This is a genomic window from Mesorhizobium sp. L-2-11 (assembly GCF_016756595.1).
In the GTDB taxonomy this organism is placed as follows: Bacteria; Pseudomonadota; Alphaproteobacteria; order Rhizobiales; family Rhizobiaceae; genus Mesorhizobium.
The window spans coordinates 1-16,967 of sequence record NZ_AP023258.1; the positions used below are offsets into that span (position 1 = coordinate 1).

The window sequence follows — 16,967 nt, forward strand, 5'->3', positions numbered from 1 at the left end:
ACACAACAAGCAAGTATACTAGCGCCCATCGGTGGCACCGCCGTCATGCACAATTCATATTCAGCCATTCTGGCCGGACATGGTGATGGTCCCCAGGGACTGGCGGTCAGCTTTTGGAGCATAGGACGACGGTATGATCGCTTCGCCCGTCCGAGCGCGGCATTGCGGCCGATCACACGACCATCCATTGCTGGACCGTTCCCCCTGGCGGCGGACGGGACCTTGCCCAGCATTGCCGCCGCAATGACGGACATGGAGCAGCCTGACGCATTCCAGCGCGTCGCCGGGCGGGCGGGGTTCCGGACGGTCGACCTATTGGATTTGCTCGCGCTGCTGGATCGGGTCTCTGCGCCGATTACCGCAAACGTACGACTATCCGGCGGGGCAACCCGCACCTTGACGCTGGAGCGGCCTGTTCCGATCCCCCAGATCCGCAAGTTCAAGCCTGAGCTCGTCGCCGAGGTCGACCGTCATTGCGATCGCGAGATCGCCGATATCTTCAATGAAGGTGGCCTGCAAACCTGGGAAGGCAAGCCGTTCAATCCCAAGAAGATCGCCTTCATCCGGGCATAGCAACCGCCATCCTTCATCGCTCGCTTCATCATTTTACAGTGATCACCATCCGCGGTGACAGCTACCGGCTTCGCTCGAGATAAAGGGAACCGCAAGATAATATGGTGGGTCAAATCTCCAGTTTGCCAAGGAGCCAAATCATCACTTCGCTTGATAAACGTAAACGGCGGTACAACATCCCTAAGATATAACCATATAGAATATGCATGACGGGAGGCGTGCCCCTCGCCGATATACCGTGGAAGCTTCCTTGCCTTCCCACCCGGAGAGACCGAATGGACAACACAGGACTGCCGTTGCGCCACGGCGCTGCCGAAGAGGGTCATCTTGCCCCGGAACTACGATGGATCGAGAACTTGACCGGGGCACCAACATTTACAGGCATGCCGTCCCAATCGGCGCTGGACCCCCATGCTAGTTCATTTTCGGGGCGAACGCGGCCGTACTCGCTTGCTTCCCAACCTCCTATCGAGGAGATTGATGAGTCTTCATTCCGCAGCAAAGTGAAAGGCTTTTTTAGCAGTGAAATCAATTACATCGCCGAAAATCCACAAGAGTATTCGCCTTTTGTGTCCATAAAAGCTGCGCGCACGGCAACACTAGCCGGTTGCTACGGTAACACGCGCGATGATACCGTCAGGGCGCGCTATTTTAGTTATGAGTTGGGCGAAACGTGCGCTGGGCTGTTAAGAACATGCGCTGGGCTGTTAAGAACAGAAGGCGGATTTAGCATCAAAAAGGAACCGTGGCGGCATCAATTTCCCGGGCGAGAACACATTACATCCATTGTAGACCTTCGTGTTACGCATCCTCTGGTCGAGAACGCGGGCGATATTCTGCTCGAACATCAACTTCGACTCGACGGCGAACGGCCGCTGATCATGTCACGTCCCGCTTTGCCAGAGATGGAGGACCGTCTGGAGCAGATGGGTTTTGTTGACGTGGGTGAAAATCGGTGGGTCCTTGACCCGACGCAGCATCCTGACCTGTGGATGAAGAATAACGACGGTGAATGGCAGCGAGCAAACAAACCGGGGCTATATCTCTCCAAGTCTGTGAGCGACGATAGCGATAGTGAAGGAAGTGGTGATGAGTATTCGAGCGAAGCATATATCGAGGATGAATCGTCTGATGATGACCCGACTTGGTACTTGGAACGCTATCTGAATAGGCTGGCAATCAAATGAGGCACCTGGCTGGGTTCTGTTGCAAATTTTTGTTGAACTGAAGCAAGAAGAGATGGCGGGCGGTGCTTATGCGGCGGCGAGGATATCGAACTGCTCGGCCAATGACGGATTTGGGTTGAAGGCGAACCTCGCCTGTCGTTTGCGCATCATGTGAAGCATTTCGATGCCGTCGAGGATGATGCTTGCGGCTGCGGGAGATTTGAAGCCGAGCATCGGCCGAACACGGCGCTTGATCCGCCGATGGTCCTGCTCGATCCGGTTGTTCAAGTATTGGCTTTGGCGGATTCGGATCGGCTTCGGTCGGCGCCTGCAGCGATCCTGCAATCGATGTGTCGTATCGCAGGAAACGATCGCCTCCTGGTTGGTCTGGCTACCATCGATGACGACACGATCGGGACGCCCATGGCGCTCCAGCGCTTTCCTGAAGAAACGCTTGGCCGCCGGCAAATCCCGATGTTCGCTGAAATAGAATTCGACCGTGTCGCCGACGCTGTCGATAGCGCGGTAGAGATACATCCACTGCCCTCGGACCTTGATGTAGGTTTCATCAACATGCCATTTGCCGGTCGCTGCGCGCTTGCGCCGGTTGAAGCGCTCCAGCAGCAAGGGCGAGAAGTGAACAACCCAGCGATGGATCGTCGAATGATCGACGCTAATGCCACGCTCGGCCATCATCTCCTTCAAATCGCGCAGGCTCAGTCCATATGCCAGATACCAGCGAACGCACACCAGGATGACCGATCGGTCGAAATGCCGGCCTCTGAACATCACAAACCTCCTAAAAAAATGTCGGAGGTCACTTGCCAGACAACCCGTAACGAAAAAGTTTGCAACAGAACCCTTCCGCCTCACCCCCCGATAAGCGAGCGAGCGGTACACCTAGGAGGAGGTCTCACTACGATGAGCCGCCGGGGGCATTCGGCGTTCGATTTCTTGAATAGCTTGCTATGTGCCGCGGGCTTCCCTCATCCGCGCCGACGTGCCCGTTATAACAGCCTCCGACATATGCGAAAGGCTGCCGGAGCCGAGTGCAAGCAAACGATCCCGGCGGTTATGCGACTTCATGCGTCGTATGATTTCCCAGTGCTTTGGCTGCGGTCAAGGGCAGGTCTTTGGCGCTGATTCTTTCCACCATTGTGACCAATGTCATCAGGTGATCGCTCAGGAACGTGTCGAACTTAGCCAATGCCGGTTGCGCCAGTCGTGCAGCCAGGTCTTCTCCGTCTGGCGGCGGCGAACCGGCTATATCCTGCAGAGTTTCCATGGCTTTCCCGGCCTCGCATTCCTGAAGTTCAATGGCATGCCCGAAATGCGATGCTTTGAACTCGCGGGCCAGCAACGCCAGGCTAAGGGTCTGCAGCTTCATGGTTCCGACCCAGGGGAAAATCAGGACCCCCTCCCCATGCGCAATGATGGAACGGCGATCCAATTGCAGGTCCAGGAACGAACTGCGCGCCTCATCCAGCAGGCGGTTGGCGGCAGGATCGAGATAGGGGTAGGTCTCATCGGATGCGAGAATCGCGGGCATTGTTGCCACCACGTGATCGTGGATGGCCGCTCCTTTGCCGTTGAAATGCGGTGGCTTTCCCGCCCGTGTCGGCTTGACCATGATAACCCGAGCGCGATCGTCTATTTCGATGACTTGCCAGCGGCGCCCGGCAAAAATGATCGTTTCGCCACGTGCAAGCGGAGAGCTCAGCGGATAGGTGCCGAGCGTCCGTGCATCGTTGATGATCCGGTATTCTCGTTCGGTAGCGAAAACAGCATAGAATTCGTACGATTCCGTGATCTTTTCTCCGGTCTCTCCGATCATGAGCAAGCCTTCCGGCGACTGCTCAAGCAGCTGGTGTTCAGGCGTGGCCATGCACCGAAGCAATTCGGCAAACAGCGTCCTGTCCACGGCTCGGAAGGGGCCGCGCTCGCACAACAGTTTCCAGGCGACTATCGGGCTTACGCCGCCGGTCTGCACGATCAGTGCCATCACTTGATGGACGAGCGTTGAAAGATGCAGCCCAGCTGGCAATGGCGGCTCACACCATCCTGCCCGCAAGCACTCGACCATCGCAATCGACTGAACCAGATCCAGGCGAAGCCGGTCGATTGGGTGTCGTCCCTTGCCAATCGGAGGCTCGATGACGAACATGCGCAGCGTTGCGGGCTTTCCGGCCCTGCGGCCGGATCGGCCAAGGCGCTGGCGAAGTGACGCGACCGAAAAGCCCGGCCCGATATGCGCAATGGTCTCCACCTCGCCAATGTCGATTCCGAGTTCCAGGGTGGTGGTCGCGACCGCCGTGGTCGGGCGCGGATCGTCTCGAAGCCGCGCTTCGACCTCCTCGCGCATCGCCCTTGCGAGATTGCCATGATGCGGGAAGAACTCATTTGGAAAGCTCGCTTCGTCGCACATCGAACGCAGCATGTCGGCATAGACCTCGACATTGGCGCGAGAACCGGCAAACAGCAGATTGCTCTGGCCGCGCAGCAGGCGAAACAAGTCGGCCGCAAGCGCTGCCGGGACCGTCGACTGTTCGAAAGGCTCAGCCGCCTTTTTGGGTGGATCGCTGTCGTCAGTGGTGGTCGTGAGATCGCCTGGAGCGGTGCTGTCCAGCAGATAACCCCGGATCTGCAAACGGACCCCGTTCCCCTCGTCCTTGCCTTCCACGATCGTGACGCTGGCACCCATGCCGGGTCGCAGCGCCTCGGCAGCGAGGCTCATGTCGCCAAGTGTTGCCGACAGCCCAATTCGATCGATGCGGTCGCGCGCGGTCGCCACCTCGATCCTGTTCAGGATCGATTGCAACTGCATACCGCGCTCGGTGCCGATGAAGGCATGTAACTCGTCGATGACCACCGCATCGAGGCGCGAAAACATCTGCGCAACCTCCCCGCCCCTGCGGACGAGCAACGCCTCCAGCGATTCCGGAGTGATCAACACGACACCCGAAGGTCGTTTCCGTGCACGGGTTTTGGCATCCGCCGACACATCGCCATGCCATTTGTGCAGGAGGACGCCGCTTCCTTCGCACAGGCTTTCTAGCCGCCGGTGCTGATCGTTGATCAGCGCCTTCAGCGGGCTGACATAGAGGATGGCGAACCCATCGGCGCTTCCTGCGTGCTCGCCATACCGGGTCAACAACGGCAGGAAGGCGGCTTCAGTCTTGCCGGCGGCAGTGCGCGCGGAGATCACGACATCGCCGCCCGCGAGGATGGCCGGGATGGCTTTTTCCTGGACATCCCGTAGCGACGGCCATTTCCGCTGCCATATCCAGCGCCTGACCGGCTCGGAAAGCGTGTCAAATGCGGAGGGTTGCAAGCTCGTCGTCCGCTCCGCCTTCGGCGTCATCGATGGGCCGGTCGCCTGCACCACCCCGATCTTCCGCGACGTCCACTGCGCCGAGCATGTCTTTCCAATCTGTGCCGGGGTTTTGCTGAAGGATCGCGAGCAGATCGACGAAGGCCTTCACCGTGTTGCGCGGGGTCCGAAAATAAGTCTCACCGATCCGGTTGGCGCAATGGTCCATAAAGGCGTGGAGTGCCTCGTCCGGAACCAGCCATTTTTCCTGATCGCCGGCCGCGAAGACGTCGCGCAGCCGCTCCAGGAGATGGTAGAGTTCTTCTGGCGTCAGGTTCGGCAGATTGACCACCGGACCGGAATAGTCGGCAAGGCCATTGCCGGCAAAACTGTTCCCGGCAAGGCGGGACTGCAAGGCTTCGTAGGAGTAAAGGCCGCGCCGCGTGTCGAGCAGGAATTCCGGTGTGCCGCCCAAAATGAAACCGATACCCTGCGTCGTGCCCTGCAGGACATCGTTGAAGATGCGCAGGATCTGCTCGTAATTCTGTTTGCGGGCCTGTGCGCTCTGCAGCTTGTAGAGATTGACGAGTTCGTCGAGGCAGACCAACAGGCCGCCAAAACCAGCGAGCCTTGTGAAACGGGCGAGCAGTCTCAGGCCATCGTAGAAGGACGCGTCGTCGATGATGGCACGGACACCCAGATCGCCTCGCGCCTCTGTCTTTGTCGTGTATTCGCCGCGCAACCAACGCAGCGCGGCGTCCTGCAAATTGCTGTTTCCTTCCTCGTAGCCCCGCGCATAGGCAACGATGACGGTTGCGAAATCATAGCCACCGACCATCTCGCGAAGATCGCCAAGGCCTTCCTTGATGGCGATTTCAATAGTCGTCCCGCTTGAGGAAGCGCGTTCGGATGCTTTTTGTATGTAGCTCTCCAGAATGTTTCTGAGCGCGCCTCCGTCTGGAGCGGTACGGGTCGCAAGACTGGTGGCGAGCTCGGCATAGAGCGTACGCGCCTGCCCGCCGGTGGCGTGGATGCGGCGATCTGGAGAAAGGTCGGCCTGGCAGACGGCAAGCTTGCGCTGAAGTGCGATCTGCCTGATGAGAAACAGGAAGAAGGTCTTGCCGGCACCATAGGCGCCGATGACGAGACGGATACTCGACCCGCCGTTGCCGATTCGCTCGATGTCCTGGATCAGCGCTTCGATCTCGCGCTGGCGACCCACCTGAATATGCTGGAGACCGATGCGCGGCACGACACCGGCACGCAAGGCGCTGATAATGGTGTCTCGATCTCTTGGTTTGATAGGTGGGGTTTTTGTCGTCATGCTGACATTCCTTCGACAGAGACGGTGAGCGACGGAGACTGGGGAGTAGCCTCGGAAAACAGGCTGGCGTTGACGATGACAGGGTTGTCGCCGTCGAGGACCAGTTCGTCGAAGCGGTCGAGGGACCAATCGTTTAGTGCTTGCTTCGCCGCGCCCGGCATCAGATCGGCACCGCGCACCAAACGCTCAAAATCCGAAGCCGTCCAGGTTTCCTGCTCGATCAGTTGCGACAGTAGCCACGCATAGCGTCGCTCCAGCCCGTCGAAGCGCGCATCCCCTTTGGACGTCTCGATTTCCTCGGTCGCGGGCTGAAGCTCGATCGGCGGCTCTGCTTCGTCCACGAAAATATCGGCAAGGACACTGGACGTGGTCCGGGTTTCACGTCGGATCGCTTCGAGACGCGAGATGTCGACGCGCGGCGCAGGCGCTCTAGGAGACGCCGGCGACACCGGAATACCCGGCGGGCGGATCCCTGCGGGGATAATCAGGGGAAGATCGTCATTTCCGTCGCGCGGCCTGTTCTGCGGCGCAACACTCCCCTGCAGTCGCAAATAAAGGGAGTTTTGGTCCAGATCCATCAGCCTGAACAACTTCTCGAGCTGCGACACTTCTCGTGTGTGAAGGGTTCCATCTGCCGCGGCGATTGCCACCAATTCATCGGCAAGGTCTTCGCGGCGGTCCTTGGGCACGTCTCCTATGCGTTTGGTCCAAGCCACCACGCGGCTGGCATCGGCTGCGCAGACCTTGAGTTCGGCTTTGAGGCGTACACGTTCGTCCCTCGAAAGACAGGGCGTCTCGTCAATCTTGCCGGAGAGCCTGCGTTCCTCCAGAGGATGGAGGAGACCGTCGGCGAAAGCGATCACCATGCCGAGCATGATTGACAATTGCATGGGGCGGTAGCGGTCGCCGGGCTCGAGATCAGCTTCGGCTTCACGTTCCAGAGCAAAGACCATCGCCGGCTCGTTTGGTTTTGCCGACTTCAGGGAAAAGGAAGGATCGGCGGTATGGCCATAGCCAAGGGCGGCCAGAATTCCGGAAAGTTCTTTCTGTTTCGCTCGCGCGGCAATTTTGTCGGGATCCATCCCAGCCAATTCAGCCAGTTTCTGAATGGATATTAGGGCGTCATTACTCGCCAGTTCCTGGAGCCGCCTCAACGGGCTGCCAGCGAGTGTTTCACAATTCTTCACGCGCAAACCCAAGGGCAGCTGAGCCACAGCCGCAAGGCTAGGCTTCAGTCCCTCCGAACGGCCGAGCATGCGGCTGTAGTTGTCGAGCCGATCCGTGCAGTCGTCGAAGATGCGGCGAGCACCGCCTATCGGTTCGCTGCGGTTTGTGATGTCCGGCAGGTCACCGCCAAAGGGGCGGATTGCAAGATCGAACGTCCCGCTGCAGGCACGGTAGTTGACCTTCAGTTTTCGCACTCCGGCGGGCGCAACGCGCACGCCATTTGGATATTGCTTCTCCACCGCTTCGGCGAACAGCTCTCGCAAGAGAGTCTGTGCCCGTCGCGCCGGCGTTCGCACCCTCGTTTCGGGGTCGGCAAGGACGTAGGCCAACAAAAGGTCCGGCTCGATCGCGTCTCCGCTGCGCACCCGCATCCCAAGGGCGACCTTCAGCATTATCGGGATCTCGTAGCTATTTTCCTCGACCTCCAGATCAAACTTTTCCGGCAACTGAGCCGATTTTAGCTGGTAAGCGGAAAGCAACTCACCAGCATAACGCTTGAACGAACCATTCCCTCCATACACCTGCAATAGCCGGCCAACCTCGGCAATGACACCATCGGCGTCGGGTGGGCTTTCCTCCAACATGAGGCGGCGTTCGAGACCATAGAAATAGAGGAACACGTATCCGCCGATATGTTCTCCAGAACATATCGGCGGTTGGACTAACCCGCTCCGCGATTGCGGAGCGGCAAGGAGGGTGTGTGCCGCCGGCGTAGTGTTGATCGCGTCGCGTCTGTCGCGCTGGTCATGTGTCCACAACAAGCTCCGACTGCGTCAGCATGGAGTGGCTGCTTGCAGCCCATTCCATCGGACAAAGGAGCTTGTCATGACTCACCTTCGCCAGCGCATGAGCGAGGACATGCAGGTGCGCAACTTCGCGCTCAACACCCAGCTGTCGTATCTGCAACAGGTCTCGCTGTTTGCCCGCCACTTCGGCAAGTCGCCGGACTTGCTCGGGCGAGAGGATATTCGGACCTATCAGGTCTATCTGGCCAATGAGAAGAAGCTGTCGCCCGGCTCGATTCACACCGCCATTGCGGCGCTGCGCTTTCTCTACAATGTGACGCTCGAGCGGGACTGGGCGCCTGAAGAGGTCCTCCCGCTTCCCAAGAAGCCGCAGAGGCTGCCGATCGTCCTCAGTCCCGAAGAAGTTGGGGTCGGTTCCGGCTGAGTGTGAAATGACACCCTAAGCGGCAAGGACACGCTTGCCATAGTCGCGAAGGTGGCCGGTAGGATCGACGTATCGATACAATGTCACCGGTTTGATCCCGAGTTCCTGGCAAAGTTCGGAGACGGCGGTGTCGCGATTTGCCATCGCGGCTTGCGCTAGCCGAACTTGGGCCTTGGTAAGGGCGAATTTTCTCCCGCCCTTTCGGCCTCTGGCGCGTGCGGCCTGCAGGCCGGCGATCGTTCGTTCGCGAATAAGTTCGCTTTCAAACTCGGCCAGGGCGGCGAAGATGCCGAAAGAAAGCCGCCCGGCTGGCGTTGTCGTGTCGATTTGCGCCCCTTGACCGGTCAAGACCTTCAGGCCGACACCGCGATCGGTGAGCTCGGTTACGGTTTTGACCAGATGATGCAGGCTGCGGCCCAGCCGATCGAGCTTCCAGATGACAAGCACGTCACCACTACGGAGTGCTTTGAGACAGGCCTCCAAACCGGGACGGTCATCTCTCGTGCCTGATGCACGGTCAGAATAGATGTGCTGTTCTGTAATGCCGGCACTGAGGAGCGCATCGCGCTGGAGGTCGAGCGACTGGCTTCCATCGGCTTTGGAGACGCGGGCGTATCCGATCAGCATGTTTCACAAACGAGTGTTTGAGGCATTGACGCGCAACCAGGTGCGATAACCATTGTGAATATACCTTATTCCATTTCACAAACAAGAATTCTCAATCCTTTCCTCGGGATAAAAAAGAAACATGGCTCATCGTTCCGTTCTGACTGATCGCCAACGCGCTACCCTCTTCGACCTGCCGACCGACGAAGTCTCACTTTTGCGGCACTACACTTTGGCCGACGACGATCTGGTCCATATTCGGGAACGGCGGCGTCCCGAGAACAGACTGGGATTTGCGCTTCAGCTTTGCGCGCTGAGATATCCCGGGCGGACGCTTTATCAGGGCGAGGTCATTCCTGACCAGGTTCTTGCGTTCATCGCCGCGCAGATCGGCGTGGCCGGCGACGCGCTGCTCAACTATGCCGTTCGCCGGCAAACGCGCCAGCAGCATATGGAGGCCTTGCGCGCTATCTACGGCTACAAGAATTTCGCAGGCCGCGGCGCACGGGAACTGAAAGAGTCGCTTGACGCGCAGGCCGAAGATTCCCGCTCCAATGAAGATCTCGCACGGCGATTTGTCGATGGATGCCGCCAAACTCAAACCATCTTGCCGGCGATTTCGATGATTGAGCGACTCTGCGCCGACGCCCTTGTGGCAGCCGAACGCCGGATCGAGATGCGGATTACCGATCGCCTCGATCAGCCGATCCGCGATCGGCTCGATATGCTGCTGACAGAAATGACGGAGGGCAATGTCAGCCGCTTCGTCTGGCTGCGCAGAACCGAACCGGGTGACAACTCTGCCTTGGCGAACCGTCTGCTCGACCGCCTTGAATTTCTGGCAGGGCTAGGATTGAAGCCACAGGTTCTCGATGATGTTCCGCCACATCGGATCGCCCGTCTGCGACGGCAGGGCGAGAGATATTTCGCCGATGGCTTGCGCGATATCGGAACGGAGCGGCGCCTGGCTATTCTTGCCGTTTGCGTAGTGGAGTGGGCCGCGGCGATTGGCGATGCTGTTGTGGAGACGCATGACCGGATCGTCGGCAAGACCTGGCGAGAGGCCAAACGGCTTTGCGATGGACGCGTTGCTGATGCCAAAACGGCCGTAACCGACACCTTGCGCGCCTTCTCCGGTCTCGGCACGGCAATGCTCGAAGCACGAAACGACGGCATTTCGCTTGAAACGGCGATTGCCACATCGCCAGGCTGGCCGGAGCTGGAGAAACTGGTCGCTACGGCATCTCAATTGACCGACACCCTTGCCGCCGATCCACTGGCTCATGTCATCCAGGGCTTTCATCGCTTCCGCCGCTATGCGCCGCGCATGCTGCGCTGCCTGGAAATACAGGCGGCAAGCGTGGCCGAACCGCTCATGCGAGCAATCGCCCTGATCCGGGAAAAGCGCGAAACACCGTCGCAACCGACAACTTTTCTGCGTCCCACATCAAAATGGAACCGCCATCTCAAGGCGCAGGATGACGGCGACCATCGCTTGTGGGAAGTAGCGGTCCTCTTCCATTTACGCGACGCGTTCCGGTCCGGCGACGTATGGCTCGCCCATTCCCGCCGCTATGCCGATCTCAAACAAGCGCTGGTGCCGATGTCGGCTGCTCTGGCCACAACAAGGCTGGCGGTCCCGTTCGAACCCGGCTCATGGCTTGCCGATCGCAAGGCCAGAATGGCGGATGGACTGAAGCGGCTGGCCAGAGCCGCCCGGAGCGGCACCATTCCGCTCGGCAGCATCGAAGACGGTACCTTGCATCTTGAACGGCTGACTGCGGCAACACCGCAGGACGCCGACGAACTGATCCTCGATCTTTACCGGCGCATGCCGGAAGTGCGGATCACCGACATTCTTCTGGATGTCGATGCGGCAACCGGATTTACGGAAGCCTTCACCCATCTACGAACCGGTGCTCCCTGCCAGGACAAGATCGGCCTTCTGAACGTACTGCTGGCCGAAGGGCTCAATCTGGGCTTAAGAAAGATGGCGGAAGCGTCCAATACCCACGACTACTGGCAATTGTCTCGCCTTTCGCGCTGGCATGTCGAAAGCGACGCCATCGACCAGGCGCTCGCCATGGTGGTCGCGGCTCAAGGCCGTCTGCCGATGGCCCAATTCTGGGGAATGGGAGCGACCGCTTCCAGTGACGGCCAGTTCTTCCCGACCGCGCGACAGGGCGAGGCGATGAATCTCATCAACGCCAAATATGGCAACGAACCAGGTGTAAAGGCATATACACACCTGTCCGATCAGTTCGCCCCTTTCGCGACCCAGCTCATTCCGGCGACCGTCAGCGAGGCGCCTTATATTCTTGACGGTCTCCTCATGAATGAAGCCGGCCAGCGTGTCCGTGAACAATACGCCGATACCGGCGGCTTCACCGACCATGTCTTCGCCACCGCCTCGATCCTGGGTTACCGGTTCATTCCGCATATCCGGGATTTGCCGTCGAAGCGTCTTTACGTGTTCAATCCTGCCGGCACACCTAGCGAGTTGCGCGGCCTCGTCGGCGGCAAGATCAGAGAGGACCTCATCGTCTCGAACTGGTCCGACATTTTGCGTAGTGCTGCGACCATGGTCGCCGGCATCATGGCGCCCAGTCAGCTGCTGCGCAAATTCGCTTCCTATCCGCGCCAACACGATCTTGCGCTCGCCCTTCGCGAGGTCGGCCGCATTGAGCGCACGCTGTTCATCATTGAATGGATCCTCGATGTCGACATGCAGCGTCGTGCGCGCATCGGTCTCAATAAAGGCGAGGCACATCACGCGCTCAAGAACGCCCTGCGGATAGGCCGGCAAGGCGAGATTCGTGACCGGACCACGGAAGGCCAGCACTATCGCATAGCGGGTCTCAATCTGCTTGCCGCCATCATCATCTACTGGAACACGGTTCATCTCGGGCGAGCCGTCCTGCAGCGCAGAAATACGGGGCTCGACGTGCCGCCGGAACTGCTTGCCCATATCTCGCCGCTCGGCTGGGCGCATATCCTGCTCACCGGCGAGTACCGATGGCCCAAGCCCACCAAGCGAGTTGAGGCCATCCTTCGCGCTGCTCCATGACAAAAACGGCCCGGCGCGAAAATCAATGTGGCGGAGTATCTTCGCCCACCGCGCGACCGAGAGTCGCGCCCTCTATCGTTTTTTGTGCGCAACTGGAGATTGCCCACTATCTTTGGGCCCGGGCGCGATTATGATGGCAGTCGATGCGGTTACGAGGGGCCTATGCATCGCACCGTCGCAAAGCTCGGCTTGACGCTGTTTCTCGTCGTAGCGACGTGGCCGGCTATTGCCGGCGAGGCGCAATCGCCAGTCACCTTCGTGCGCTCGATCCTCAATGCCCCCGCCAGCGAGATGAGCTTCGCCCGCACCAAAATCGCGGTCGACAGGTTCGCCGATCCGTCGATTAATGAAGCGGCCACGATTGCTGAACTCGACGGCATGGTGGCGATTGTCGGCAAGATGCTGTCCACCTTGCCGCCGGCCGAGGCGGCAACCGACATGGAAAAGATGAAGGCTCTGAGGGCGTTCATCTATGAGCCGGGACACTGGAACGATCAGAAACCGTTCCAGTACGATCTGGCCGATCCTTTCGGCCAGCAGTTCGGCGCGCAGATGCTGACGCGCTACCTTGCCACGAAAAAGGGCAATTGCGTTTCTATGCCGATGCTGTTCCTCGCCCTTGGCGAAAAGCTCGGCCTCGATCTCGCCCTCTCGACAGCGCCGCTCCATGTGTTCGTAAAGTTCACCGACCGAGCGACAGGCAAGACATGGAATCTTGAAACGACAAGCGGGGCCGGCTTCGCCCGCGACGAACACTATCGCAAGATTGCGCCAATGACAGACCAGGCGGTTGCCAATGGCGTCTATCTCAAGACACTGAATCGCCACGAAACACTTGCGCTGATCGCGACCGGCGCTCTCGATGCTCTGCTGGCGGCAGGCCGCTATGACGAAGCCATCGCCGTTGCCGATGTGCTGATCGAAGCCAATCCGGCCGATGCCTACTCGCTGACCAAGAAAGGCACGGCCTACTATCGGCTGCTCGAACGCGACTTCATTCGCAAATATCCGGCCGAGAAAGACATTCCGCCGGCAGAAATGCCGCGCGCCATTGAGCTTTCACGTGCCAATCAGGACGCCTTCGCCAAGGCAGAAGCGCTTGGCTGGCGCGAGCCGAAACTGAACTGAATACCGAATACCATTTGAAGAGGCAGGGGACTGAAAATGGGAGTTGGAAGGATCGTTCAACGCTTGCTGGCGGTCATGCTGGCGATCTCGATGACGGTCGCCGGCACGGCCGGCGGTTACGCCGCTTCGGCATTCAGACCACACTTGTTGCCACTTTCCAGCGGGGCTCAGGCTACTCCGGTGCGTTTCATATCTCCCGACACGATGGACCCGACAATGCCGGGGGTCGGAACAAACAGATACGCCTACGCCGAAAATGATCCTGTCAATAAAAGCGATCCAAATGGTCATATTTGAGGGTGGGTCGCCGGTGCGATAGTAGGCTACTTCGCTTCTACCACCGAAGCCAATACCCCCACCACGCCTGACGATATAGCGCAGACAAGTGAGACGGAAGCGTTGGCAAATATGGCGCTTGGCGCTGCGTCTGCTCCTACCGGCGGCGTCGCTTTGGGTATCGGCCAAGGCATGGCTAGAGCAAGCACCTTAAGGGGCCTAAGCTACGCTCAACGGACATTTAGCGAAACATTCAGCTCGTTCGGCAGAGCACAATATTCAAAATTGGCTGGAACGAAAATAAGTACGATTGATGACCTCGCCTCTGCGATAAAAAGTGGACAAGTAAAACCAAGCCAACTCTCGGTTGAAACCGGGAGAGTTAATGGAAAAGGGTATATTATGAACACCCGCACGGCGACTGCTTTGGAGCGCGCCAATGTACCGCGGTCACAATGGAATATTGTAGATAAGACGAAGGACAAGTACGCAATGGATCGATTGAGAGCTCAGCTTGAAAGAAACAACATACCTCCTGGGCAGACCATTTCTGCGCCAAAGAGCGAGAGTTCAGGTGCATCTGCCGGAAGTGCGAGTGCGTCTAACGGGAATTCGGGTGGCGGACTTCTAGGCGCAATAGGTCGTGCAACCGGTCTCTGGTAAGAGTAGGCAAGTCTCATGAAAGAATTCCTGCAATTGCCTTATGACTCAAGTGGGTATGGGGACTTTGGCGTCTCCTATGTCGGTACCGATGCGAGGGTGCATTTTAGGTATCGGGCCGGCGGAAAGGATCGCATTCCCGAATTGTATTTTGAGTTTTGCATACATATGTCGGTAAATGGCATTCTAAATAGCCAGAAGCAGCTTCCGTACGATGTTGTTCTGGCAGAAAATTATAAAAATGAGGAATATGAAGGATTCTCTAGATTTTTATTTATGCTAAGCGGGAGCGATTTTCAGTTCGAAATTATCGCCAAGAATTGTACTTTTGCAGAATCCACGGAGAAAAGCACGCTTGTCGAATGAAGACACGGCAATCTCGAATCGTCGCCGTCTTCATGACAAGAACATTGCCACAGTGTTGATGAGAACGTAGGTCTGCCTCCTCCAGAATGGACCCTATTATGGCAAGCTCGTCCTTGCCGCTTAGGGTGTCATTTCGCACTCAGCCGGAACCGACCCCAAGTTCAGCGGTTCCTCGGTTGCGTCCTCGACGTCAAACACCACGCCATCCTGACCACGTGCTATGCCGCCGGCTTGCGTATCTCGGAAGCGGTTCAGCTGAAGCCCACGGGCATCGACAGCCAGAGAATGGTCATTCGCGTCGAGCAGGGCAAAGGCCAGAAGGACCGCTACGTGATGCTGTCGCCCAAGCTCCTGGGGATTCTGCGCGATTACTGGAAGATGCGGCGACCGAAGGAATGGCTCTTCCCCGGCGATCGTGCCGACCAGCCGATCACCAGGAGTGCGGTGGGACAAGCCTGCGCGAAAGCGCACGACCTCTCCGGATTGTCTAAACCGGTCACGCCGCACAGTTTGAGACACGCCTTCGCCGTCCATCTGCTGGAGGCCGGTGCCGACGTGCGCACCATTCAACTGCTGCTCGGTCACAGGAGCCTTGCGACCACCGCCCATTACCTGCGGATCGCCACCAACAAGGTGTGCGCCACGTCGAGCCCCTTCGAGCTCTTGCCGCGCCCGGCGCCCACCGTGCCGCCGCCTGCCAAGCCGCAATACTTCTGAACGGTCGCGGCAATGGCCCGCTCGGGGCCGGAAGTGGCGGATATCTTCCGCTACTACGGCGAAGCCTATCGCGCACAGCATGATGCGTCGCTGTCCACCGCCCAGCGCCGCGTCATGACGGCGATCGAACTGTGCCGGACCGCCGCGCTCGGCGGGCACGTCGAAGCATGTGATCAATGCGGCCACCGGCGCATCGCCTTCAACAGCTGCCGCGACCGGCATTGTCCCCGCTGCCAATCTCTGGCCCGCGCGCAATGGCTGGAGGATCGTCGCGCCGAGCTTCTCGACACCCAGTACTTTCACGTCGTCTTCACGCTGCCGGAGCCCATTGCCGCCATTGCCTATCAGAACAAGGCACTCGCCTACGGCCTGCTCTTCCGTGCCACCGCCGAGACGTTGCGGACGATCGCCGCCGACCCCCGACATCTCGGCGCCGAGATCGGTTTCTTCGCCGTGCTGCACACCTGGGGGCAAAATTTGCTGCACCACCCCCACCTGCACTGCGTAGTGCCGGGTGGCGGGTTCTCGCCGGACCGCACGCGATGGATCGCCTGCAAGCCCGGCTTCTTCCTGCCGGTCCGCGTGCTCTCACGCCTGTTCCGACGATTGTTTCTGCAGCACCTGGAGAAAGCCTTCGACGCCGGCCAGTTGAAGTTCTTCTCTGACTTGCAGGCCTTGAGCGAGCGCAATGCCTTCCGGCGCTATTTGGCGCCGCTACGAAAGGCCGAGTGGGTCATCTATGCCAAGCCGCCATTCGCCGGACCCGAACAGGTCCTCGACTACGTCGGCCGCTATACGCACCGCGTCGCCATTTCCAACAACCGCCTCGTCGCCATCGAGGACAGCAAAGTCGCCTTTCGCTGGAAGGACTATCGGCACGGCAGTCGGCAGAAGGTCATGACCGTCGCGGCCGACGAGTTCATTCGCCGCTTCCTGCTACACGTCCTGCCCGAGGGCTTCCATCGCATCCGCTACTACGGCTTCCTCGGCAATCGCTATCGCGAGCAAAAGCTCGCCCAGTGCCGCGACCTGCTCGGCATGCCGGTTCCCGAGCCGGCGGACAGCCGATCCGAAAAGGACTATCGCGACCGCTATGAGGACCTCACCGGGCATTCCCTCAGGCAATGTCCCGCCTGTCGTCAAGGCCAGATGATCATCATCGAAACATTCGACGGCGTCACCGGACGCCCGCAATACCAGGATACGTCATGAAACAGGGGCGTCGCCTTCGTTGTCGTCGCATCGCGCCGGCCGGCTCGGAAGCCAAACTAAGCCGGTCCCGCGAAGGTGCGCGCCGTCACCCCCGGCAGCCTCTGCCGACAGGGCGCGGCGCCGACCTCACATGCCGGAACCGATATCCGTGCCGCTTTTGGCGTA

General features: G+C 59.1%; 12 protein-coding genes and 3 pseudogenes. 10 read left to right on the top strand and 5 right to left on the bottom strand.

Annotated features, from left to right (window positions below; translation table 11 throughout):
• The 3 genes and pseudogenes from JG739_RS31540 to JG739_RS31550 all read left to right on the top strand — a co-directional run.
• Positions 1 to 573 (top strand): DUF5372 family protein (locus JG739_RS31540; protein ID WP_244750009.1); only part of this gene is annotated, 573 nt, incomplete at its 5' end.
• Positions 564 to 656: pseudogene (locus JG739_RS31545) on the top strand (ATP-binding protein); the annotation flags it as partial. The gene JG739_RS31540 and the pseudogene JG739_RS31545, both read left to right, overlap by 10 nt.
• 192 nt (positions 657 to 848) lie before the next feature.
• Positions 849 to 1,760, top strand: coding sequence for a host specificity protein (locus JG739_RS31550; protein ID WP_202367738.1), 912 nt, complete (start codon positions 849 to 851; stop codon positions 1,758 to 1,760).
• A 66-nt stretch (positions 1,761 to 1,826) separates the two neighbouring features.
• On the opposite strand, the gene JG739_RS31555 is transcribed toward JG739_RS31550, so the two are convergent.
• The 4 genes from JG739_RS31555 to JG739_RS31570 all read right to left on the bottom strand — a co-directional run bounded on the left by JG739_RS31555 (position 1,827) and on the right by JG739_RS31570 (position 8,220).
• Complete coding sequence (locus JG739_RS31555; RefSeq protein WP_006329070.1) at positions 1,827 to 2,528, bottom strand: IS6 family transposase; 702 nt, start codon at positions 2,526 to 2,528, stop codon at positions 1,827 to 1,829.
• Between the two features lie 283 nt (positions 2,529 to 2,811).
• Entirely contained in the window at positions 2,812 to 5,124 is a 2,313-nt protein-coding gene (locus JG739_RS31560; RefSeq protein WP_244750010.1) for a DEAD/DEAH box helicase, read from the bottom strand.
• Positions 5,051 to 6,373 (bottom strand): ATP-binding protein, encoded by a 1,323-nt coding sequence (locus tag JG739_RS31565; RefSeq protein WP_202367739.1) that lies wholly within the window; start codon positions 6,371 to 6,373, stop codon positions 5,051 to 5,053. Before JG739_RS31565 ends, JG739_RS31560 begins: the two co-directional genes overlap by 74 nt.
• On the bottom strand, positions 6,370 to 8,220 hold the full coding sequence (locus JG739_RS31570) for a tellurite resistance TerB family protein (protein WP_202367740.1): 1,851 nt from the start codon (positions 8,218 to 8,220) through the stop codon (positions 6,370 to 6,372). The genes JG739_RS31565 and JG739_RS31570 overlap by 4 nt, the downstream gene beginning before the upstream one ends.
• A gap of 205 nt (positions 8,221 to 8,425) precedes the next feature.
• On the opposite strand from JG739_RS31570, the pseudogene JG739_RS31575 reads away from it, so the two are divergent.
• Positions 8,426 to 8,752 (top strand): annotated as a pseudogene (locus JG739_RS31575) (site-specific integrase); the annotation flags it as partial.
• A 33-nt stretch (positions 8,753 to 8,785) separates the two neighbouring features.
• On the opposite strand, the gene JG739_RS31580 reads toward JG739_RS31575, so the two are convergent.
• Positions 8,786 to 9,397 (bottom strand): recombinase family protein, encoded by a 612-nt coding sequence (locus JG739_RS31580; protein WP_199202860.1) that lies wholly within the window; start codon positions 9,395 to 9,397, stop codon positions 8,786 to 8,788.
• A 121-nt stretch (positions 9,398 to 9,518) separates the two neighbouring features.
• Between JG739_RS31580 and JG739_RS31585 the strand changes: the two genes are divergently transcribed.
• The 6 genes and pseudogenes from JG739_RS31585 (at position 9,519) to JG739_RS31610 (ending at position 16,802) form a co-directional block, all read left to right on the top strand.
• The gene (locus JG739_RS31585) at positions 9,519 to 12,443 is read left to right on the top strand and encodes a Tn3 family transposase (protein WP_199202861.1); all 2,925 of its coding nucleotides are present in this window, start codon (positions 9,519 to 9,521) and stop codon (positions 12,441 to 12,443) included.
• 162 nt (positions 12,444 to 12,605) lie between these two features.
• A complete protein-coding gene (locus JG739_RS31590; protein ID WP_199202862.1) occupies positions 12,606 to 13,571 on the top strand; it encodes a transglutaminase family protein in 966 nt (321 codons plus the stop codon).
• Between the two features lie 63 nt (positions 13,572 to 13,634).
• Entirely contained in the window at positions 13,635 to 13,868 is a 234-nt protein-coding gene (locus JG739_RS31595) for an RHS repeat-associated core domain-containing protein (RefSeq protein WP_202362815.1), read from the top strand.
• A gap of 657 nt (positions 13,869 to 14,525) precedes the next feature.
• Positions 14,526 to 14,873: a hypothetical protein gene (locus JG739_RS31600; protein ID WP_202362814.1), complete on the top strand. Its 348-nt coding sequence runs from the start codon at positions 14,526 to 14,528 to the stop codon at positions 14,871 to 14,873.
• Positions 14,874 to 15,029: 156 nt separating this feature from the next.
• Positions 15,030 to 15,590 (top strand): annotated as a pseudogene (locus tag JG739_RS31605) (tyrosine-type recombinase/integrase); the annotation flags it as partial.
• Positions 15,591 to 15,602: 12 nt separating this feature from the next.
• Positions 15,603 to 16,802: an IS91 family transposase gene (locus tag JG739_RS31610; protein WP_202367741.1), complete on the top strand. Its 1,200-nt coding sequence runs from the start codon at positions 15,603 to 15,605 to the stop codon at positions 16,800 to 16,802.
• Positions 16,803 to 16,967 lie beyond the last annotated feature (165 nt).